Source organism: Pseudoxanthomonas sangjuensis, from assembly GCF_010211755.1.
In the GTDB taxonomy this organism is placed as follows: Bacteria; Pseudomonadota; Gammaproteobacteria; order Xanthomonadales; family Xanthomonadaceae; genus Pseudoxanthomonas_A; species Pseudoxanthomonas_A sangjuensis.
Window position 1 is genome coordinate 61,603 of record NZ_PDWR01000002.1, and the last position, 21,352, is coordinate 82,954.

14 protein-coding genes and 1 tRNA gene are annotated in these 21,352 nt (G+C 68.8%); 11 read left to right on the top strand and 4 right to left on the bottom strand.

Annotation, left to right across the window (positions count from 1 at the left end; genetic code table 11):
* Positions 1-44: 44 nt before the first annotated feature.
* The 4 genes from thrC to CSC71_RS01255 all read left to right on the top strand — a co-directional run bounded on the left by thrC (position 45) and on the right by CSC71_RS01255 (position 3,305).
* A complete protein-coding gene (gene thrC / locus CSC71_RS01240; protein WP_162372525.1) occupies positions 45-1,334 on the top strand; it encodes a threonine synthase in 1,290 nt (429 codons plus the stop codon).
* A gap of 21 nt (positions 1,335-1,355) precedes the next feature.
* The gene (locus CSC71_RS01245) at positions 1,356-1,841 is read left to right on the top strand and encodes an OsmC family protein (RefSeq protein ID WP_162372526.1); all 486 of its coding nucleotides are present in this window, start codon (positions 1,356-1,358) and stop codon (positions 1,839-1,841) included.
* A gap of 26 nt (positions 1,842-1,867) precedes the next feature.
* Complete coding sequence (locus CSC71_RS01250; protein WP_162372527.1) at positions 1,868-2,206, top strand: DUF1905 domain-containing protein; 339 nt, start codon at positions 1,868-1,870, stop codon at positions 2,204-2,206.
* A gap of 67 nt (positions 2,207-2,273) precedes the next feature.
* Positions 2,274-3,305, top strand: coding sequence for a LacI family DNA-binding transcriptional regulator (locus tag CSC71_RS01255; RefSeq protein ID WP_162372528.1), 1,032 nt, complete (start codon positions 2,274-2,276; stop codon positions 3,303-3,305).
* An 18-nt stretch (positions 3,306-3,323) separates the two neighbouring features.
* On the opposite strand, the gene CSC71_RS01260 is transcribed toward CSC71_RS01255, so the two are convergent.
* Positions 3,324-4,982, bottom strand: coding sequence for an alpha-amylase family glycosyl hydrolase (locus CSC71_RS01260; protein WP_246191915.1), 1,659 nt, complete (start codon positions 4,980-4,982; stop codon positions 3,324-3,326).
* 11 nt (positions 4,983-4,993) lie between these two features.
* Positions 4,994-6,502: an MFS transporter gene (locus CSC71_RS01265; protein WP_162372530.1), complete on the bottom strand. Its 1,509-nt coding sequence runs from the start codon at positions 6,500-6,502 to the stop codon at positions 4,994-4,996.
* A 349-nt stretch (positions 6,503-6,851) separates the two neighbouring features.
* Here CSC71_RS01265 and CSC71_RS01275 point away from each other — a divergent pair, with 349 nt between their 5' ends.
* The 6 genes from CSC71_RS01275 (at position 6,852) to CSC71_RS01300 (ending at position 18,090) form a co-directional block, all read left to right on the top strand.
* Positions 6,852-8,468 carry an alpha-glucosidase family protein gene (locus CSC71_RS01275; RefSeq protein ID WP_162372532.1) on the top strand — a complete coding sequence of 539 codons (1,617 nt, stop codon included), beginning with the start codon at positions 6,852-6,854 and terminating at the stop codon, positions 8,466-8,468.
* Between the two features lie 31 nt (positions 8,469-8,499).
* Positions 8,500-11,247 carry an alpha-1,6-glucosidase domain-containing protein gene (locus tag CSC71_RS01280; RefSeq protein ID WP_162372533.1) on the top strand — a complete coding sequence of 916 codons (2,748 nt, stop codon included), beginning with the start codon at positions 8,500-8,502 and terminating at the stop codon, positions 11,245-11,247.
* Between the two features lie 6 nt (positions 11,248-11,253).
* Positions 11,254-12,297, top strand: a complete 1,044-nt coding sequence (locus CSC71_RS01285) for an alpha/beta hydrolase (protein WP_162372534.1) — start codon at positions 11,254-11,256, stop codon at positions 12,295-12,297.
* Between the two features lie 312 nt (positions 12,298-12,609).
* On the top strand, positions 12,610-15,372 hold the full coding sequence (locus CSC71_RS01290) for a TonB-dependent receptor (RefSeq protein ID WP_162372535.1): 2,763 nt from the start codon (positions 12,610-12,612) through the stop codon (positions 15,370-15,372).
* A 194-nt stretch (positions 15,373-15,566) separates the two neighbouring features.
* Positions 15,567-17,534 (top strand): PASTA domain-containing protein, encoded by a 1,968-nt coding sequence (locus tag CSC71_RS01295; RefSeq protein WP_162372536.1) that lies wholly within the window; start codon positions 15,567-15,569, stop codon positions 17,532-17,534.
* On the top strand, positions 17,527-18,090 hold the full coding sequence (locus CSC71_RS01300) for a hypothetical protein (protein ID WP_162372537.1): 564 nt from the start codon (positions 17,527-17,529) through the stop codon (positions 18,088-18,090). The genes CSC71_RS01295 and CSC71_RS01300 overlap by 8 nt, the downstream gene beginning before the upstream one ends.
* 81 nt (positions 18,091-18,171) lie before the next feature.
* Here the strand turns inward: CSC71_RS01300 and CSC71_RS01305 are convergent.
* Positions 18,172-18,247, bottom strand: a tRNA-Ala gene (locus tag CSC71_RS01305).
* A 16-nt stretch (positions 18,248-18,263) separates the two neighbouring features.
* On the bottom strand, positions 18,264-19,367 hold the full coding sequence (gene rnd / locus CSC71_RS01310) for a ribonuclease D (RefSeq protein WP_162372655.1): 1,104 nt from the start codon (positions 19,365-19,367) through the stop codon (positions 18,264-18,266).
* Between the two features lie 115 nt (positions 19,368-19,482).
* Between rnd and CSC71_RS01315 the strand changes: the two genes are divergently transcribed.
* A complete protein-coding gene (locus CSC71_RS01315; RefSeq protein ID WP_425501908.1) occupies positions 19,483-21,324 on the top strand; it encodes a formylglycine-generating enzyme family protein in 1,842 nt (613 codons plus the stop codon).
* Positions 21,325-21,352: the final 28 nt, after the last annotated feature.

Genomic DNA, 21,352 nt, shown 5'->3' on the forward strand with positions numbered 1-21,352 from the left:
ACCCCTCTCCCGGCGGGAGAGGGGCTCAAAAACGGAATCTTTCGATGAACTTCATTTCCACTCGCAACAACTCGCCCGCAGCCAGCTTGAGCCAGGCCATCGCCGCCGGTCTCGCACCCGATGGCGGGCTGTATGTGCCGGAACGACTGCCGCCGAAGCGCGAACTTTCCCCGGGTTCGAATCTCGCGGAAACCGCCGCGGACCTGCTCGCGCCGTTCTTCGCCGGCGACCGGCTCGGGGGCGAACTCGCGGCGATCTGCGATGCCGCCTTCGATTTCCCGGCGCCGCTGAAGCCGCTTGCCACGCCGCGCGACCTCGTGCTCGAACTCTTCCATGGCCCGACCGCGGCGTTCAAGGACTTCGGCGCGCGCTTCCTCGCCCAGTGCCTCGCGCGCCTGCGCCGCGGCGAAGACAGGCCGTTGACCATCCTCGTCGCCACCTCCGGCGACACCGGCGCGGCGGTCGCGGCGGCGTTCCATCGCGTGCCGAACCTGCGCGTGGTGGTGCTGTATCCGGACGGCCGCGTGTCGCCGCGGCAGGCGCACCAGCTTGGCTGTTTCGGCGACAACGTGGCGGCGCTGCGCGTCGCCGGCTCGTTCGACGATTGCCAGGCGCTGGTCAAGCAGGCCCTGAACGACGCGCAGCTGCAGGCCGAAGCGCCGCTGAGTTCGGCCAACAGCATCAGCCTCGGCCGCCTGCTGCCGCAGATGGGCTACTACGCGCATGCGGCGCTGGCGCATCGCGCCGCGACCGGCAATGCGCTGAACTTCGTGGTCCCGACCGGCAATCTTGGCAACGCGCTCGCCGCGATCCTCGCCCGCGCGCTGGGCGTGCCGCTGGGCCACATCGTGCTGGCGACGAATGCGAACCGCGTGTTGCCGGATTACTTCCACGGCCGCCGGTACACGCCGCAGGCCAGCGTGGCGACGATCGCGAACGCGATGGACGTGGGCGCGCCGAGCAATTTCGAGCGCCTGCGCTGGCTGTACCATGGCGACGACGAAGCGCTGCGCGCATCGTTCACCGCTTCGGCCGTGGACGATGCGGTGATCCGCGAAGTCATTTCCCGCCGGTTCGAAGAGCATGGCGAAATCTTCTGCCCGCACACCGCGACGGCGGTGAGGGTGCTCGAGGACCTGCGCGCGTCGGGCCAGGACGGCGACTGGGCGGTCGCCGCGACCGCGCACCCGGCCAAGTTCGAAAGCGTGGTCGAACCGCTGATCGGACGCGCGGTGGAGGTTCCGCCGGCCCTGAACGGACTGTTGCAGCGACCGGCGCGTGCCGAGCCGGTGCCGGCAAGCTACGATGCGCTGAAACGGGCCATCCTGGCCTGACGACGCGAAAAGGGAGCGGGCATGGCCGAAACGAAGTCATCGGAAGCGCGGACGATCGGCGTCACGCTGACGCAGGAGCGGGACTACTCGTTCCGCGTGCATTTCGACGGCAGCGAAATCCCCGAACTGCTCACCGACGAATCCGCGCCGCTGGGCCACGACGCCGGCCCGAACCCGAGCCGCATGCTGCTGGCGGCGGTGGCCAACTGCCTGACCGCGAGCCTGCTGTTCGCGTTGCAGAAGTTCAAGAACCAGCCCGGCCAGCTCACCACCAGGGCCACCGCGACGATCGGCCGCAACGAGAAAGGCCGCGTCCGCATCCTCGGCATCGCGGCCGACATCCGGCTCGCCGAGCCGATTTCCGCGCACGCTTCGAGCGAGCGCCTGCTGGCCCAGTTCGAGAACTTCTGCACGGTCACCGAAAGCGTGCGCGGCGGCATCCCGGTCACGGTCCGGGTGACCGACGGCGACGGCGTGCTGGTGCACGAGGGCTCGGAAATCGTCTGATCCACTTCCCTGGCGCAGGACCTGCGATGCCTTCCCTCGTTGCGGATGCGGCCACCCATTCGGTCTACGAATGCCGCTGCAAGCTGTGGAGATACGCCGGCAAGTCCGGCAATTGGCATTTCGTGAACCTGCCGGCGCGCGTGGCGCGGGAAATCCGCCTGGTGGACGCCGGCCCGCATCGGCCGGGCTTCGGATCGCTGCGGGTCGCGGCGACGATCGGCGCCACGACCTGGGAGACCTCGATCTTCCCCGCGGCCGGCGACAAGTCCTATCTGTTGCCGGTGAAGGCCGCCGTGCGCAGGGCCGAGGGCCTGCAGGAAGGCCGGATGGTGAAGCTGCGCCTGCGGGTGCGGCGCCGCGCCTGAGTCGGCGGGAAAGGCCGGGACGGGGCGCATTACCCGGCAAACCCCGGTTTCTGCGAAAATCCGGGCCATGCAGATCAAGGGCAAGCCGACGTCGCTGGACATCGCGCACCTGGCCGGGGTTTCCCAACCGACCGTGTCGCGCGCGCTGCGCGGCAGCCCGATGGTCAACGAGGAAACCCGGCGCCGCATCCTCGAGATCGCCGAGCGGCTGAACTACAAGGTCGACAAGAATGCCTCGAACCTGCGCCGCCAGCACTCCGGCACGCTGGCGCTGCTGTTCTTCGAGGACCCGACCCCGGACGATTCGGCGATCAACCCGTTCTTCCTGTCGATGCTCGGCTCGATCACCCGCGCCTGCGCCGAGCAGGGCTACGACCTGCTGATCTCGTTCCAGCAGCTTTCCACGAACTGGCACGTCGATTACGAGGACAGCAACAAGGCCGACGGCCTGATCCTGCTCGGCTACGGCGACTACCTGGAAGCGCAGCCGCGCCTGCAGCGGCTGGTCGAGCAGGGCACGCACTTCGTGCGCTGGGGCGCGGTGCAGCCGGGGCAGCCGGGCATCTCGATCGGCTGCGACAACTTCCAGGGCGGGCACGACATCGCCGCGCACCTGCTGGCGCAGGGACGCAGGCGGATCGCCTTCATCGGCCACGCATCGAACCACTACCCGGAATTCTTCGAGCGCTACCGCGGTTACGTCGAGGCGTTGCGCGGGGCCGGGATCGACGCCGACCCGAAGCTGCAGGTCGACGCGGTCACCACCGAACAGTCCGGCGTCGAGGCGATCGACGAATTGCTGGCGCGCCGGGCGCAGTTCGACGCGGTGTTCGCCGCCAGCGACCTGATCGCGATCGGCGCGATGAAGGCGCTGCACGAGCGCGGGCTGAAGGTGCCGGGCGACGTGGCGGTGGCCGGCTTCGACGACATCCCGATGGCCGGCTTCGTCAACCCGAGCCTGTCGACGGTGCAGCAGGACACCAAGGCGGCCGGGCAGATCCTGGTCGAAAGCCTGATCCGGCTGGTCAACGGCGAGCCGGTCGAGAGCCGGACGATTCCGGTGAAGCTGATGTTGCGCAGATCGTCCGGCGCGCCCTGATCGCCCCCGCGACAGGGATCAGCGGTTCTTGCGCGCCATCGAATCGGCCAGCCGCGCGCGCAGGTCCTCGTTCGTCAGCGGCTTGTCGAAGAACAGCACGCGCACGCCGTGGGCGGGGACCTCGAGCGAAACGGCGTCGCCGATCCGCACCGCCTCGCCGCTGAAGCCGTCGCGCCAGTCGCCGGCCTGCACGTAGTCGTTCACCTCGATCCGCGTCGCCGCGCCGCCCTTGTTCAGCAGCACCAGCGCGGTCTGCGCCGCGCCGTCGTGCTCGTAGACGCGGTAGAACGCGGCTTCGTCGCCCTGCAGTTTCAGGTTCAGCTGCAGGCCGCGCTGCAACGCGACCGACCCGCGGCGCAGGTTGGCGATGCGCTTCAGGTTCCGGTAGATCGGGCTGCGCGGCGCGGCGTCGATGCGTTCCTGGCCGAAATAGTTGCGGTTGCCGCCGTGTTCGGCGCGGCCGCGCATGAAGCCGGTTTCCGAGCCGTAGTAGATCGCCGGGATGCCGCGCGCGGTGAACAGCCAGTTGTTGGCGTCGATGAAGCCTTCGTCGCTGGCGTCGATCCGCGCCATGTCGTGGTTGTCGTAGAAGGTGACCAGGTCGTACGGGTTGGCGTACGGGCCGTCCTCCAGGTACAGCGCCTTGCCCAGTTCGGCGAAGTCGCTGCCGGGCTTCTCGAACGTCTCCTGCAGCTTCCCCCGCAGCGGGAAGTCGAGCACGCTGATCCCGCCATTGCGCGCCAGGGTATGCCCGGCGATCGCCGCGGCGTCGTAGTTGAAGTCCTCGCCGAACATGAAGAAGCCGGGGTGCCTGGCGCGGATGCGGTCGGCGAAGGCCTTCCAGAAACGGTGCGGCATCCAGCCGATGGTGTCGATGCGGAACGCGGCCGCGCCTTGCTCCACCCACTGTTCGTAGGCGCCAGCCAGGTAGTCGAGCACGGCCGGGTTGTCTTCGGCCAGGTCGGACAGCTGCGCCAGCCCGCCATGCGTGTTGTAGAACGCGTGCAGCGGGTTGTGCGCGGGGTCGAGCCGGTCGGGCGCGAGGTTCTGATGGTCGGCGACCCGCTTGCCGCGATTGTCGTAGATCCTGCCGAAGCCCGGTTGCTCCCGCGTCATCGAATACGCGGGCGAGCCGTGGTTGCCGACGATGTCGAGGACCACGTCTAGGCCGTCGGCCTTCATCGCCCTGGTGAAGCCGGCGAAGTCGAGGCCCTTGCTCGGCAGGTGTTCGTCGAGCTTGTAGAAGTTGACGCCCCAGTAACCGTGGTAGCCGGTCTTGCCCTGGTCGCTGAGGAAGCCGCCCCAGCGCGCCGGCGTGCCGCCGGTGAAGGCTTCGTCCGGGTTGTCGACGATCGGGGTCACCCACACCGCGTCGAAGCCCATGTCGTGGATGTAACCGGCGTTGTCGACGATGCCCTTGAAGTCGCCGCCGAGGTAGCCGATGTTGTCGCTCTCGCCTTCCGGCACGCCCGGCGTCGGCCGGTCGAAGGTGTGCAGCGGGCCCTTGGCCTGGTCGCGGTGGTCGTTGGACGGATCGCCGTTGACGAAGCGGTCGGTCAGCACGAAGTAGATCGCCTTGCTGGCGAACGGCTCGGTGGTGCCGAAGAAATCCCCGGCGAAGGCGGCGCCCGGCAGCAACAGGCCGAGCAGGGCGAGCGACAGCGGGCGGAGCGGCATCGGCGGCGACCTCATGCGGCGGGCGCCGGTTGCGCCTGCGCCTCGGGTTCGCGCACCAGCAGCACGCACAACCCGGAGACGATCAGGCTGGCGCCGCCCAGCATCAGGATGCGGATCGGTTCGCCGCCGAACACCTTGGCCAGCAGGAATCCCAGCGAGCTGACCGCGACCAGCTGCGGGATCACGATGAAGAAGTTGAAGATGCCCATGTACACGCCCATCTTCGCCGCCGGCACGCTGTCGGACAGCAGGGCGTACGGCATCGACAGGATCGAGGCCCAGGCGCAGCCGACCCCGACCATCGACAGCAGCAGCCACTGCGGGTCGCGGAGGAAGGCGATCGACAGCAGGCCGAGGCCGCCGAGCACGACGTTGACCAGGTGGGTCAGGCGCAGGCCGAAACGGCGCGCCATCCACGGCAGCGCGATCGCCGCCAGCGCGGCGAAGCCGTTGTAGGCGGCGAACAGCACGCCGACCCAGTTCGCGCCCTCGTTCCACGCCGCGGACGCGGTGTCGGTGGTGCCGTAGTGCAGCTTGGTCACCGCCGACGTGGTGTAGATCCACATCGCGAACAGGCCGAACCACGAGAAGAACTGCACCACCGCGAGCTGGCGCATCGTGCGCGGCATGTCGTGCAGGTCGGCGGTGAGCGTCGCCAGCAGCGAGCGCGGCGACAGCCGCGCGGCGACCAGGCGCAGCAGGCCGTACGCCAGCGGCAGCCCGGCCAGCACGTACAGCAGCTTGTCCCAGCCGAAATGCCAGACCGCGGCGAGGCCGACGAGGCCCGCCGCCAGCCACGGCACGCCGCCCGCGGGCGAGGGCACCTTCGCTTCGCCGCGCGCCGTCTCGGCCGGCGGATCGGCGTCGGCGAACGACTGCAGCACTTCCGGCGGGTACTCGCGCGTGCGCAGCACCGTCCACAGGATCGCGAGGAACAGCACCGCGCCGCCGGCGTAGAACGCGAAGCGCACCGTGTCCGGCACCTGTCCCGGCCCCGCGGTGTTGGCGACGCCGGCCTTGGCCAGCAGCCACGGCAGCATGCTCGCGACCACCGAGCCGACGCCGATGAAGAAACTCTGCATCGCATAGCCGGCCGGGCGCTGCTTCGGCGAGAGCTGGTCGCCGACGAAGGCGCGGAACGGCTCCATCGACACGTTCAGCGATGCGTCGAGGATCCACAGCGTGCCGGCGGCGATCCACAGCTGCGGCGAATCCGGCATCACCAGCAGCGCGGCGGTCGAGAAGATCGCGCCGGCGAGGAAGTAGGGGCGGCGCCGGCCGAGCCGGGTCCAGGTGCGGTCGGAGAAGTGGCCGATGATCGGCTGCACGATCAAGCCGGTCAGCGGCGCGGCGATCCACAGGCCGGGCACCTGCTCCATGTCCGCGCCGAGGGTCTGGAAGATGCGGCTGACGTTGGCGTTCTGCAGCGCGAAGCCGAACTGGATGCCGAGGAAGCCGAAGCACATGTTCCAGATCTGCCAGAACGAGAGTGACGGCTTGTGGTGCGAGGGTTGGCTCATGCGTTGCGTCTTGGTCGGCCCGTGGCGGGTGGCGACATGTTGCCGGTGAAGCGGCGGGATTCCATGCTGCACTGCAAACACGCGGCGATCGCGGCGCCCGCGCACGGACGCGCGGCGTGCATGTCGCGGCGGCCGGGGAAACGCCGGTTTTTGCCGGGCTTTCCGCGATTCCGGCGCGAACCGGCCGTGCGGCGGGCGCGGATCGCGACGATTCCGGGGCGCGATCGGCTGCATACGTATTCATCGGTGTCATGCCGTTCGGGCCATGTCGTCGCGGTGGGCGCCGTGGAATAGTTCCGCCCCACTGCGCACGCCGTCGTGCGCGACGGAATGCTGCTCGGGAGCGGGGATGGCGACGAAACGATGGTGGCGCGGCGCGGTGATCTACCAGATCTATCCGCGCAGCTTCATGGACACGAACGGCGATGGCGTCGGCGACCTGCCGGGCATCATCGACAAGCTCGGCCATGTCGCCAGCCTCGGCGTGGACGGCATCTGGATCTCGCCGTTCTTCAAGTCGCCGATGGCCGACTTCGGTTACGACATCGCCGACTACCGCGACGTCGATCCCCTGTTCGGCACGCTCGCGGACTTCGACCGCCTGCTGGCGAAGGCGCATTCGCTGGGCCTGAAGGTGATGATCGACCAGGTGCTGAGCCATTGCTCGGCCGAGCACGAGTGGTTCCGCGAAAGCCGGCAGAGCCGCGACAACCCGAAGGCCGACTGGTTCGTCTGGGCCGACGCGAAGCCGGACGGCACCGCGCCGAACAACTGGATGTCGATCTTCGGCGGCGTGGCCTGGCGCTGGGAACCGCGCCGCGAGCAGTACTACCTGCACAACTTCCTGGCCGCGCAGCCCGACCTGAACTTCCACAACCCGGAGGTGCGCAAGGCGACGCTGGAGAACGTGAAGTTCTGGGCCGACAGGGGCGTCGACGGTTTCCGCCTGGACGCGATCAACTTCTGCTTCCACGACGCGCAGTTGCGCGACAACCCGGCCAAGCCGAAGGAACTGCGCGTGGGCCGCGGCTTCAGCGCGGACAATCCCTACGCCTACCAGTACCACTACCACAACAACACGCAGCCGGAGAACCTGGCCTTCCTCGAGGAACTGCGCGCGCTGCTGGACAAGTACGACGACGTCGCGGCGCTCGGCGAGATCTCGTCCGAGGATTCGCTGGCGACCACGGCCGAGTACACCGCGCGCGGCCGCCTGCACATGGGCTACAGCTTCGAGCTGCTGACCGACGACTTCAGCGCCGGCTACATCCGCGGCACGGTCGAGCGGCTGGAGGCGGCGATGCAGGAAGGCTGGCCGTGCTGGGCGATCTCCAACCACGACGTGCAACGCGCGGTGACCCGCTGGGGCCGCGGCGACGAATCGGCGGAATTCGCTTCGCAACTGGTCGCGCTGGTCTGCTCGCTGCGCGGCTCGGTGTGCCTGTACCAGGGCGAGGAACTGGGCCTGCCGGAAGCGGACGTGCCCTACGAGGCGCTGCAGGATCCGTACGGCAAGACCTTCTGGCCGAACTTCAAGGGCCGCGACGGTTGCCGCACGCCGGTGCCGTGGGACGGCGCCGACGGCGCCGGCTTCACCACCGGCAAGCCGTGGCTGCCGATCCCGGACGCGCACCGCGCGCTGAGCGTGTCGGAGCAGGACAGGAAGGCGGATTCGACCTTGCACCGCGTGCGCCGCTTCCTCGCCTGGCGCAACACGCAGCCGGCGCTGCGCGAAGGCGGGATCCGCTTCGTCGACGCGCCGGAACCGGTGCTTGCGTTCGTGCGCGAGACCGATGCGGACAAGCTGCTGGTCGCATTCAACCTCTCGGCCGATGCGGTCGAATGGACGCCGCCGGCCGGCCTGGCGCTGCAGCCGATCGAAGGCCATGGCCTGCTTGCCGGGTGCGCGGCCGGCGGGAAACTGCGATTGCCGCCGCGCGGGGTCTACTACGCCCGCGTCGGCTGATGCCGGGCCGGGGAGGGCAGGCGTGGATCGGATGTCGAAAGGGAATCGGCCGCTGCGCGCCGTGCTCGGTCTTGCGCTGTCCGCGCCGGGCATCGCGTTGGCGGGCGGTGGTCCGCTCGCGGACTGCAATGCGGACGAACCGTGGCGCGTGCTGCGCGCTGCCGCCGGCGATGCGGTCGAAGCGCGCGCCTACTGGCTCGATCGCGGGCTGATCCAGTGGCCGGAACAGGCCGGCGAGGGGCGTTACCGGCTGTACCACGCCGCCGACGGCGGCCTCGTCACCCGGACGGGTACGCGGGTTCGCGGCAGCGATGCGGCCGTGGCGTTGGTGGTGGATGCCGCCCCGCTTTCTCCCGCGCTCGCCACGCGCTTCAAGTTCATCGGCGACGGCGTGCGCCTGGCCGTCCCCGCGTCCGGCCGGTTCCGCGTGCCGGAATTGCTGCGCGGCCAGTTGCGGCTGGTGCGCGAGGATGCGCAAGGCCGCGTGGTCGCCGCCACCGACCTGCAGGCGCCGGGCGCGCTCGATGACCTGTACGCGGCGGCAACGGAGATCGACGACTTCGGGGCGAACCCGCGATCCGGCGCGACGCGCTTCCGCGTATGGGCGCCGACCGCGCAGGCGGTGTCGGTGTGCCTTTACGACAACGACGGCGACGCGGCGAAGGCGGCCCGCGCGTTGCGGCGCGACGATGCGACCGGCGCGTGGTCGCTCGACCTTCCCGCCGACCTGTCCGGGCGCTACTACGCGTACCTCGTCGATGTCTTCGTGCCCGGCGCCGGCGTGGTCCGCAACCGGGTCACCGATCCGTACTCGGTCGGCCTCGGCGCCGATTCGAGGCGCAGCTACATCGCCGACCTCGATTCGCCGGCGCTGAAACCGCAGGGGTGGGACGAGACGCCATCGCCGGACACCGTGCGCGCATCGACCGACATGTCGATCTACGAGCTGCACGTGCGCGACTTCTCGCGCGACGACGCCTCGGTCGCCGCGGCCAACCGCGGCAAGTACCTGGCCTTCACCGAAGCCGGATCCGACGGCATGCGCCACCTGCGCGCGCTGGCGCAGGCCGGCCTGACCGACGTGCACCTGCTGCCGGTGTTCGACTTCGCCACCGTGCAGGAACGGGACTGCGTCGTGCCCGAAGTGCCGCAGGCCGCGGCCGACGGCGACGCGCAGCAGGCGGCGGTGATGAAGGTCGCGGCGCGGGACTGCTTCAACTGGGGCTACGACCCGTTCCACTACAGCGCGCCGGAAGGCAGCTACGCCAGCGACGCGGCGGACGGCGCGAAGCGCATCGTCGAGTTCCGCGCGATGGTGCAGGCGCTGCACCGCGCCGGCCTGCGCGTCGGCATGGACGTGGTCTACAACCACACCAGCGCGTCGGGGCAGTCGCCGCACTCGGTGCTGGACCGCATCGTGCCCGGCTACTACCAGCGCCTCGACGCGGCCGGCAGGGTCGAGACCTCGACCTGCTGCGCCAACACCGCGACCGAGCACGCGATGATGGGCAAGCTGATGATCGACTCGGTCGCGCTGTGGGCGAAGCAGTACCGGATCGATTCGTTCCGCTTCGACCTGATGGGCCACCAGCCGCGCGCCGCGATGGAGGCGCTCAAGCGCCGCGTCGACGCGGCCGCGGGCCGCGACGTGCCGCTGATCGGCGAGGGCTGGAATTTCGGCGAGATCGCCGACGGCAAGCGCTTCGTGCAGGCCTCGCAGCTGTCGCTGAACGGCTCCGGCATCGGCACCTTCAGCGACCGCGCGCGCGACGCGTTGCGCGGCGGCGGCCCTTCCGACAGCGGCGAGGCCCTGTTCGCCGAACAGGGCTGGCTCAACGGCCTGGTCTATGCGCCGAATGCGCACGCGCCGCGGGAACGGCCGCGCGAGGACCTGTTGCGCGCGGCCGACCTGGTCCGTGTCGGGCTGGCCGGCTCGATCCGCGATTTCCCGCTGGTCGCCTTCGACGGCACGCCGACCGTGCTGGAGAAGATCGATTACAAGGGCCAGCCGGCCGGTTACGCCAGCCAGCCGTCCGAGGTGGTCAACTACGTCGAGAACCACGACAACCAGACCCTGTTCGACATCGGCGTGTTCAAGCTGCCGGCCGGAACCAGCGGCGAAGACCGCGCCCGCGTGCAGATGCTCGGCGCCGCGATCAACGCATTCAGCCAGGGCGTGGCGTATTTCCACGCCGGCATCGACACGCTGCGTTCCAAGTCGCTGGACCGCAACAGCTACGATTCCGGCGACTGGTTCAACCGCATCGACTGGACCTATGCCGACAACCATTTCGGCACGGGACTGCCGCCGCGGCAGGACAACGGCCGCGACTGGGAGTCGATGCGGCCGCTGCTGGCCGACCCGTCGATCAGGCCGTCGCCGCGCGACATCGCCTTTGCCCGCGACCAGTTCCGCGACCTGTTGCGCATCCGCGCCAGTTCGACGCTGTTCCGCCTGCGCAGCGCGGACGAGATCAAGCGGCGCCTGCGTTTCCCGAACAGCGGCGCGGGACAGGATCCGCTCGTCCTTGCCGGCCATCTCGATGGTTCGGGTTATCCGGGCGCAGGCTTCCGCGAGATCCTGTACCTGGTCAACGCCGGTACGACGGAACGGGAGTTGGTGCTGCCGGAGGAACGCGGCAAACGCTATCGGCTGCATCCGGTGCAGGCCTCGCGTAACGCGGCCGATCCGCGACCGCGCGAAACGGCGCGCTACGTTGCGAACAGCGGGCGTTTCGTCGTGCCGGCGCGCAGCGCCGTGGTCTACGTGGTGGAGTGACGGGCGATGGGCTGGCTCCCGCGCATCGCATTCCTGCTGGCCTTGCCGTTGATTGCCGGCTGCGCGACGGCGGCCGCGGTCGCGCCGGCGCCGTTGGTGCCGAACGACGTGCCGGGCTTCCTCGGCCAGCCGATGCGGATCGTCGTGCACCTGCCGCCCGGCTACGACCCGAAGCGGCGCTACCCGGTGCTGTACGTCAACGACGGCCAGGACAGCGAGGCGGTCGGGCTGCGGCGCAGCCTGCAGGAACTGCGCACGGCGAAGCGGATCGCGCCGCTGATCGTCGTCGCCATCGACATGCCGAAGGACCGCATGGGCGCCTACGGCCTGTCCGATCCCGCCGCCGCGCGCAGCCTCGTCGGCGATTCGCGTTTCGGTCCGGTCGGCCGGGACGCGCATGCGTATTCGGAGTGGTTGATCGGCCAGCTGGTGTCGTATGTCGACGCGCATTACGCCACCGATGCGCGGCCGCGGGGCAGGGCGGTCCTCGGTTGGTCGCTCGGCGGACTCAATGCGTTCAACCTCGGCTGGCAGTACCCGGACGTGTTCGGCACGGTCGGCGCGTTCTCGCCGTCGTTCTGGCTGTCGGCCGAACGCGGCACGCCGCAAGCCGCGCAGGACACGCGGCTTGCGCAGCGGATGGTGGCGGCCGGGGCGAAACGCGAAGGCTCGCGGTTCTGGTTCGAAGTCGGCGATGCCGAGGAAACCGGCGACCGCGACGGCGATGGCGTCATCGACGCGGTCGACGATGCGCGGGACCTGGTGCTGGGTTACATCCCGGCCTCCGGCAAGCACCAGGCAGGACTGGTCGGGTTCGGGTACGCGACCAACCTCGGCGTGCGCGAGGTTCCCGCAGTCGGCGACGAAGTGGCGTTCCGCGTGCTGCCCGGCGGCGAACACAACCAGCGCAGCTGGGCGCGGATGTTGCCGGAATTCCTGTGCTGGGCGTTTCCCCCCGGCTACGCGATGATGCTTCCGTCCGGCGGATCGACCGAGGCGGATTTGACGATCGGTGGACAGCGGATGTGCCGATCGGGGCAGTTCTGTTGATAGCGCCACGAACGGATTTGCTGCTTTGCAGCAAATGGTCCGTGCGATGCCGCGGCCTTGCAAAAAAGCGGGGCTTTCCGTGCATGGCGACTCGCTTCGATGCGCAGGGCGCCGCAGCCGGATATTGCGGCGGAGTTCGCGTTTAACGATTTATGCATGAATACGTATGCAGGGAGATTTGTGCGGCATTGCGGGCGTCTACCATTGCCGCACGTCGAAGGGCACTTGCATTCCCGCCATTCGCGAACCGGTCGCCGCGGGCGTGCCGGCACAACTCGGACTTACCAAGACAACATTCGACTGGAGGGGAAGATGTTGCAACTCAAGCGCAACGTGCTGTGCGTTGCTTTGGCCTCGGCGATGACGCTGGGCGCGAACGCCGCGTACGCACAACAGGCCGGCCAGAACGCGGAAGCCGATCAGGACCAGGCCAAGAAGGATGACGCGGTCAACCTCGACAAGGTGACGGTGACCGGCATTCGTTCTGCCATCGAGAAGTCGATCGACACCAAGCAGACTTCCACCTCGATCGTCGAAGCCATCTCCGCCGAGGACATCGGCAAGCTGCCGGATGCGTCCATCGCCGACTCCATCGCGCGCCTGCCGGGCCTGACCGCGCAGCGCGAGCGCGGCCGCGCCACCCAGATCAACGTCCGCGGCTTCGCCGGCGACTTCGCGACCGCCACGCTCAACGGCCGCGAGCAGGCCAGCACCGGCGACAACCGCGGCGTCGAGTTCGACCAGTACCCGTCGGAGCTGCTCAGCTCGGTGACCGTGTACAAGACCCCGGATGCCTCGCTGGTCGGCCAGGGCCTGTCCGGCACCGTCGACATGCACACGGTGCGTCCGCTGTCGTACGACGAGCGCGTGATGAGCTTCAACGCGCGCTACGACCAGAACAAGATCCGCGACCAGAAGGAAAACGGCTACCGCGCCACCGCCACCTACATCGACCAGTTCATGGACAAGCGGCTGGGCCTGATGCTGGCGGTCTCGAAGATGGACAGCCCGCAGCCGGGCTACCAGAACGAGTTGTGGGGCTATGCCGGCGGACCGGACGGCACCACCGTGCTCGGCGGCGGCAAGCTGTACAAGTTCGACAACAACCACGACCGCACCGGCGTGGCCGCCACGCTGCAGTTCAAGCCCAACGACTTCTACGAGGGCACGCTGGACTGGTTCCACTCCAAGTTCGAGAAGACCGAGATCAAGACCGGCATGGAATTCGGCACGATCTGGGGCACCGGCGTGCTGCAGCCGGGCTACACGGTCAGCGGCAACGACACCATCACCGAGAGCACCTGGGACAACGTGCACCCGGTGATCCGCATGGACAGCAACCCGATCGAGGACAAGCTGGATTCGATCGGCTTCAACAACAAGTTCAAGATCAACGACAACTGGACGATCAACGCCGACCTGTCGACGTCGAAGGTCGATCGCGCCATGCGCTTCCTCGAGACCTACGCCGGCCCGGCCGCCAACGACGGCGCGACCACCGCGGTCGTATCGCTCGATCCCAGCCACAACTTCTACAACTACGTGCTCGGCGTCGACCTGGGCGATCCGGCCGCGCTGGAGCTGAAGGACAACGGCGGTTGGGGCCAGGACGGCTACGTCAAGGACTTCGCGATCGAGGACAAGATCGAGGCGTTCCGCCTGAACGCGATCCGCAGCATCGACGAAGGCGCGGTCAGCGGCATCGACTTCGGCATCAACTACAGCAAGCGCACCAAGCAGAAGAGCTCGCGCGAAGCCAAGCTGTGCATCGAGGACTGCGTGGTCGGCGAAGGCGGCGTCCGCGACAGCCTGCCGTTCCCCGGCAGCTCCAGCGAATTCAACTTCGGCGGCTTCGAAAACCTCGGCTACATCGATGCGAACACCCTGCTGAACTCCGGCGTCTACAACCTGGTGGGCAACTTCCACAAGGACATCGCCGCGAAGAACTGGTCGATCGAGGAGAAGCAGACCACGCTGTACTTCAAGGCCGACATCGACGCCGACCTGTGGGGCAAGCCGCTGCGCGGCAACGCCGGCTTCCAGCAGGTCATCGTCGAGCAGAGCTCCAACGCGTTCAGCACCTTCGAGGGCAACCCGGCGGGTACGCCGATCACCGAAGGCATCCACTACTCGGTGTTCCTGCCCAGCATGAACCTGGGCTGGGAGTTCCTGCCGGAAACCGTGCTGCGCTTCGCCGCTGCCAAGCAGATGGCGCGTCCGCGCATGGACCAGATGAAGGCCGGCATGGATGTGAGCATCTGCGACACCGGCTGCCCCGCGATCACGAACCCGGACGGCAGCCAGACCGTTGCCCCGTACTGGAGCGCGGGCGGCGGCAACCCGAAGCTGAAGCCATGGCTGGCCAACGCCTTCGACCTGTCGCTGGAGAAGTACTTCAGCACCGAAGCGGGCAACCGCGGCTATTTCGGCGTGGCGTGGTTCCATAAGGACCTGCTGAGCTGGATTCGCAACGAGGACCAGCCGTTCGACTTCGCCGGGCTGCCGCTGCCGGCGCAGACCCCGGACATGCCGAATTACCCGACCACGACCAACGGCAAGATCAACCAGCCGGTCAATGGCCAGGGCGGCACGATCCATGGCGTCGAGCTGACCGCGTCGGTGCCGCTGGACCTGCTGTGGAAGCCGCTGAACGGTTTGGGCATCATCGCGACCTACTCGGATACCGAGAGTTCGATCCGCCCGAACGGCGCCGGCACCTCGGAGCCGATGTCCGGCCTGTCCAAGTACGTGTCGAACATCACTGCCTACTACGAGCGCGGCGGCTTCTCGGTGCGCTTCAGCCAGCGCAAGCGTTCCGCGTTCCGCGGCGAGACCCGCGGCTTCGGCGCCGATTACCAGGTCATCAACATCGCCCCGGAAACGGTGCAGGACGCGCAGGTCAATTACAGCTTCTCGGACACCAGCGCGTTGAAGGGCCTGTCGTTGTACCTGCAGGTCAGCAACATCGGCGACGAGCCGTTCGCGACCTACGAATCGGGCGATCCGTCCAACCGCCCGGTGTCGTACTTCGAGTACGGCCGCACCACGCTGGCGGGTTTCAGCTACAAGTTCTGATCCGCAACCCGGACAGGATCCCCTCCCATTCGCCCTTGCCGGCCTGCGCCGGCAAGGGCTTTTTCTTGGCGCGGGATTCCGACCGGAATCCTGCGCCGAGTCGCAAGGCGATGTCTGCCGGTTCGATCCGATGGCCTGCTGGCCGGCCCCGGCCATCGTGGGCGTTGTGACTGGCAGGACCACCGGTGTCGGTGATGAACGCCAAGATCCAGCGATTTCGTGCGGGGACGACAAACCGGATGGCGGGCTTCCCGCCATGGCGTCGTCCCTGCCGCGCGGTCGCGACTTTGGTCGTCGGCTTCGTAATGGCGTGGCATGCACCGGGCAGCGCGCAGGAGAAATCGCCGGCGTCCATGCCCGCCGGCGTGTCCGCCATCCTCGTCGTGCTGCCACCGGCGCAGCCGTCGCAGTTCATGCGGCAGCAAATGCAGACGGTCTCGCCGCAGTTGCAGCAGAACATGGCGCAACAATCGCAATCGGTTGCGGTTCCCGATGTCGCCGGGATGCCGGGCGCGATCGCCGCACGCGAACTGATGAGGAGCAGGTTGCGGCCTGGCCGCGCAGGGGAAGAGCCGAGTCGTCTCGCCAAAGGATTGGCGACGCGCACCGACCCGGCGGCGGACGCACAGGTCGCATCCGGAAGCGGGGTTCGTTACTGGGTTGCGTCCGGCCGCAATGTCGTTCCCCGCGTCGATGGCATGACGCCGACGCAGGCGAGCGATGAGCTCGCTCGCAGCGGTTTCCGCCTCGGCAACCAGACAGTCGGCGAGGAGGCGGCAACTCCGGGCCGGATCCTGCGGCAGGCACCGACAGAAGGTTCGGTACAGCCGCTCGGCACTGCCGTCGATGTCGTGGTGTCCAGGCGCCTGACGGCGGTCGTGCCTGCCTTGAATGGGCGCCTGGCCGATGCAGCGGTAAGCGAGTTGTCCGCCCTGCGTTTGACGCCGGTGCGACAAGGCACGGAACAGGGCACGCTTGCCCGCGGCCTCGTGACGCGCACGGATCCGGAGGCGGGCACACGAGTGCCGGTCCCGAGTCAGGTCGCTTACTGGATCGCCTCCGGCAGTAATGCCGTGCCCGATGTCAGGCAGGCGACCGTGGAACAGGCTGGCAGCCTGCTCGATCGAAACGGCTTCCGCCTCGGCGCGCTGGGCTTTCGCGATACCTCCACGAATCCCGGGTTGATCCTGGAACAGACGCCAGTGGCAGGCTCCAGTCTGATCCTCGGCACCGCCGTCGATGTCGTCGTTGCCAGACGGCCATCAATCGTGGTTCCTCCCGTCGTCGGCAAGCCCGTCATCGACGCCACGGGCGAGCTAGCTGGCGTCGGATTGGCGCCGGTGCGTCGAGGCGAAGAAAACGGAACGTTCGGAAAGGGACGAGTGGCGCGCACGGATCCAGCGGCAGGCACCTCGGTGGCGTTCGGGAGCGAGGTGGGTTACTGGGCCGCATCCGGGGCGAATGCCGTTCCCGATGTCGGAGGAATGACGCCGCAAGATGCCGAGGACAGGTTGCACGAAGGCGGCTTCCGGCTCGGGGCGGTGGAGTACCGCGACAGCGAAACGATGGTCTGGCGTGTACTGAAACAGCAGCCCGTCGCGGGTTCGGTGCAGCCGCTCGGCACGGGAATCGACGTGGTGGTGGCCAGATCGCAACCGGACACGGTTCCCCCCGCGACCGGAGTTCCCCCTCCGATCCAGGAATCTCGCCTGGTGGAGATTCCTCCTTTGGTCGGCGAATCCGAGCAGTCCGCGATCAAGACGCTATCCGCAATCGGACTGGCGCCGGCCCGGCGGGGCGGAGAAGCCGGGTTGCTTGCCGCCGGAGGGGTGACGCGCACGGATCCTCCCGCGGGGACGCTGGTAAAGCCCGGGAGCGAGGTCGGCTATTGGGTGCGACCCTGGTGGCAGAATCCTCTGCTTGCCGTCGTGGCGGTCGCCCTTGTCGGCGGGATTTTGCTGTTGAATCACGCGGTGAAATACATCCGGACCCTTCGGTTGCTCAGGATCGAGCCAAGGTTGGATGCCGATGATGTGTCGTTCGGCCCGGATGCGCCGCTGCCGATGGGTCAGTCCGTGCAACTGCACGCGCGCGTCGTGGAAGGCGAAGCGCATCCGCAGGGACCGGTGCCCGTAATCAGGATGGAGGTGCGACATGACTGAAAACAGCGGGATCACGATCAGGCAGCTCCTGCCGAAGGACCGGTTCGAAGGCATGAAGGACGCGATGCGGGACGAAATGGCCGGGCACGACGAGACCGGCAAGCGTAGCCTCGCGTTGGGATTCATCGGCCAGGAAGCGGAGTCCGCGCTGCGCGAGGTGCTCGACTGCGATGTGTTCACGGTGTTGGCGGGCGGTTGGTGCAAGGCGCGGGAACTGCACGAGTACTCGGATCCGGAAAAGCATCCGCCCGGCGAACGAACGGTCGTCCATCTCGGGGAACATGCGTTGACGGCGACGCTGCACCCGACCCTGGAAATCAGCATCGGCCGCGTCCGCGTCTTCGAATTGCGCTTCACTTTGGAGGTGTCCGCCAACTTCAGGGCCGCGGCGCTGTCGATCCGCAGCGGTTGCATCACCGCGCTCGAAACAGGAGACGCATCCGTCAGTACGCAATTGAAATACGGCGGCAGGAGCTTGCACAAACGCCAGTCGTCGAAGCTGGTCAAGTTGCCCGGCAGGGTGTCGTTTGCCGAGCCGGGGCTGCGGATCGGCTGACGATGGCCCATCACAGCTGGCCAAGTGCACCGCACGACAAAAGGGCCGGGATCGCTCCCGGCCCTTTGCATGTCTGGAATTTGGTGGAGCCAGGGAGGATCGAACTCCCGACCTCGTCATTGCGAACGACGCGCTCTCCCAGCTGAGCTATGGCCCCGTCAGGGACGGCTATTCTAACCGGCCGCGGGCGGCGGCGCCAAGAGCGGGGCCAAAACCGGCTCCAGTTGTTCCCGCCGCCAGCCCTGCAGGGCCTCGGGCCATTGCTTCCGCTCCAGCAGGGCCTCCAGCCAGCGCCGCGAAGCCAGTACCCCGTCGGGCAGGCCGAGCTCGCGCGAGCGCCGTGCCACCGCGTCCTGCAGGCGCTTGAGCGCGGCCTTTTCGCCGTTGCCGTTGCGGGCCAGTGGCATCGCGTCCTCGTCGGGCAGCGGCGTGGCCAGCGCGCGCCAGAGCGGCTCGGCCAGCTTGCGCGGCGACTTCGGCGTGCGGTCCAGCCACCGGCGCAGCGCGTCGAAGTCGGCTGGCGGGTCGCGCGCGAGGGTCGTGGCCAGTTCGTTGTCGAGGATCCAGTTGCGCGGACGATCGCTGCTGCGCGCCTGCGCGTCGCGCCAGCGCAGCAGGCGCAGCAGCACGCGCTGCGCGTCCGGCTCGAGGAACTGCGCGCTGCGCAGCGCCAGGTGCGGCCAGCGCTCGCCGGCGTCGTCGGCGTTGGCGACCAGCCGCGCGCAGTCGGCGCGCAGCCAGTCCATGCGGCCGAGCGCCGCCAGTTTTTCGCCCAGCATCGAATGCAGCATGCCGAGGTGGCGCACGTCGTCGGCCGCATATTCCAGCTGCGCGGCGCTGAGCGGGCGGCGCAGCCAGTCGGAACGGGTCTCGCCCTTTTCCAGGGCGACGCCGGCGATTTCCTGCACCAGCTTCTGGTAGCCGAGCCCGCCGCCGATGCCGGCCAGCGCCGCGGCGATCTGGGTATCGAACAGCGGCGCCGGCGCGACGCCGCAGGCGTGGCGGAAGGCCACCAGGTCCTCGCTGGCGCTGTGCATCACCTTGGTCGTGCCGCTCGCGGTCAGCAGCGGCCTCAGCGCGTCGGTCATGCCCGGCCGCAGCGGGTCGATCAGCAGCACTTCCTTGCCGGAGGCGCCGCCGCCGATCGAAACCTGCACCAGCGCCAGCTGCGGCCAGTAGGTGCGTTCGCGGATGAATTCGGTATCCAGCCCCACCCAGCCGGGCAGATCCTGAAGGCGTTCGCTCAGTTGCGCGGGGGTATCGATCCAGTGCGGCACGCGGTCTCCGGTGGGGTCCATCGATGGTATGCATCGTCCATGCGGTCGGGCGACAATAGTCTATCGTTCCGCGGCATGCGACGATCCGGAGGTGTTTTTGCGCGCGATTCGGCATCTGCTGTTGTCGACGTTGTTGCTGGCGGCCTGCCAGCGCGGGCCGGTGCCGCAGCCGCAGGAGCAGGCCGCCGCGCCGGCCGGCGGTGGCAGCGGCAGCGTCACCGGCAGCGGCGACGACAGCGCCATGCGCGCGCTGAACTGGCGCGCGCCGCTGCCGGAACTGCAGGAGCAAGACCTGGCGCAGGCGCGGCGCCGGGCCGCGCGCGCGCTGGCGCAAGGCCGGCTGTACGCCGGTCCGGACGACGCGATCCCGCTGTACCTGGCGATCCAGCGCCTGGTCCCGGACGATGCGCGCGCGCGCGATGGCCTCGAGCGTGCGCTGGCCGCGCTGCTGGTGCAGGGCAATGCGGCGCTGGCGCGCGCCGGCGACGATGCCGGAGCGATGCGCGAGGCCGGCGACATCGCCGCGGTCGCGCGCACGCTCGATCCGGAGGGGCGCAAGGTCGCCGCCTACCTCGACCGGGTCGACCAGGCCGAAATGCTGTGGAAGTTGAACAGCGACGGCGAGCGCGCGCTGCGCGAAGGCAGGCTCGGCGATCCTGCCGCCGAACGCGGCGACGGCGCGCTGGCCGCGTTCCGGGCGGTACTGGCGCAGGTGCCGAAGCAGCCGCGTGCGCTGCAGGGCGTCGCCGCGGTCGAAAGCGCGATGATCCGCCATGCCGAGGATGCGGCGCACGCCGCGGACTTCGATGGCGCGCGGGCCTGGCTGGAGCGCGCCTCGAAGCTGCGCAAGCGCGCCGCCACCGTCGCCGATGCGCGGGAACGGATCGAAGCCATCCGCTCCGCGCGCATCGTGCAGTTGCGCGACGAGGCCGTCGCCGAAATGGCCGCGCCGCTGACCCCGCTGGTGCTGCGCCGTGCGCACGAGAAACTCGCCGAGGCGCTGCGCATCGCCAGGCCCGGCGACCCGGTGGCGGCCGACCTGCGCCAGCGCGTCGAGCTGGCCACGCACTACGGCCGTTTCCGCCCGGGCCAGGTCTTCGCCGACGGGCTCGGCGACGACGGGCGCGGCCCGGAGATGGTCGTGGTGCCGCACGGCGCGTTCACGATGGGCGCGGCGGCGGACGAGATCGCCGCCGCCGATGCCGAGAAGCCGGCCCACTACGTGCGCTTCGAGCGCGGCTTCGCGATGTCGCGGCGACCGGTGACGGTGGCCGAGTTCCGCCTGTTCGTGCAGGCCAGTGGCTACCTTCCGCGCGCGACCCGGCGCGGGCATTCGATCGTCTACGACGAACGCAACGGCAACTTCATCCGCCGCAATGGCGCGGACTGGCAGTCCGACTACACCGGGGCCAAGGCCGGCGACGACCAGCCGGTGATCCACGTCAGCGTGCACGATGCCGAGGCCTACGCCGAATGGCTGGCCGCGCAGACCGGCCATGGCTATCGCCTGCCCAGCGAAGCCGAATTCGAATACGCCATGCGCGCCGGCCGGCAGGGCCGCTATCCCTGGGGCGACGGCCAGCCGCCGAAGGGCTCCGGCAACCTGACCGGCGGCAACGACGTCTCGCCGAGCGGACGACGCTGGAACAACGCCTTCGTCGGCTACGGCGACGGCTGGTGGGGGCCGGCGCCTGCGGGCAGCTTCCTCGCCAATCCGTTCGGCCTGTTCGACGCCGGCAGCAACGTCAGCGAGTGGGTCGCCGACTGCTGGCATGCCAGCTATCGCCGCGCCCCGACCGATGGCGTGGCGTGGTTCAATCCCGGTTGCCGCGCGCGGGTGATCCGCGGCGGCAGTTGGGCCAGCTCGCCGGAACAGGCCCGGGCGGCGTGGCGCACCTCGGTCGATTCCGACATGACCAACGCGCGGATCGGCTTCCGCGTGGTCCGGGGGATCTAGCCCAAAATCGGTATCATCGGGCGCAAGG

What these genes read in the sequence shown, in the direction of transcription:
- thrC (WP_162372525.1), top strand. Translation starts at nt 45, where the DNA reads ATGAACTTCATTTCCACTCGCAACAACTCGCCCGCAGCCAGCTTGAGC.
- CSC71_RS01245 (WP_162372526.1), top strand. Translation starts at nt 1,356, where the DNA reads ATGGCCGAAACGAAGTCATCGGAAGCGCGGACGATCGGCGTCACGCTG.
- CSC71_RS01250 (WP_162372527.1), top strand. Translation starts at nt 1,868, where the DNA reads ATGCCTTCCCTCGTTGCGGATGCGGCCACCCATTCGGTCTACGAATGC.
- CSC71_RS01255 (WP_162372528.1), top strand. Translation starts at nt 2,274, where the DNA reads ATGCAGATCAAGGGCAAGCCGACGTCGCTGGACATCGCGCACCTGGCC.
- CSC71_RS01260 (WP_246191915.1), bottom strand. Translation starts at nt 4,982, where the DNA reads ATGCCGCTCCGCCCGCTGTCGCTCGCCCTGCTCGGCCTGTTGCTGCCG.
- CSC71_RS01265 (WP_162372530.1), bottom strand. Translation starts at nt 6,502, where the DNA reads ATGAGCCAACCCTCGCACCACAAGCCGTCACTCTCGTTCTGGCAGATC.
- CSC71_RS01275 (WP_162372532.1), top strand. Translation starts at nt 6,852, where the DNA reads ATGGCGACGAAACGATGGTGGCGCGGCGCGGTGATCTACCAGATCTAT.
- CSC71_RS01280 (WP_162372533.1), top strand. Translation starts at nt 8,500, where the DNA reads ATGTCGAAAGGGAATCGGCCGCTGCGCGCCGTGCTCGGTCTTGCGCTG.
- CSC71_RS01285 (WP_162372534.1), top strand. Translation starts at nt 11,254, where the DNA reads ATGGGCTGGCTCCCGCGCATCGCATTCCTGCTGGCCTTGCCGTTGATT.
- CSC71_RS01290 (WP_162372535.1), top strand. Translation starts at nt 12,610, where the DNA reads ATGTTGCAACTCAAGCGCAACGTGCTGTGCGTTGCTTTGGCCTCGGCG.
- CSC71_RS01295 (WP_162372536.1), top strand. Translation starts at nt 15,567, where the DNA reads ATGAACGCCAAGATCCAGCGATTTCGTGCGGGGACGACAAACCGGATG.
- CSC71_RS01300 (WP_162372537.1), top strand. Translation starts at nt 17,527, where the DNA reads ATGACTGAAAACAGCGGGATCACGATCAGGCAGCTCCTGCCGAAGGAC.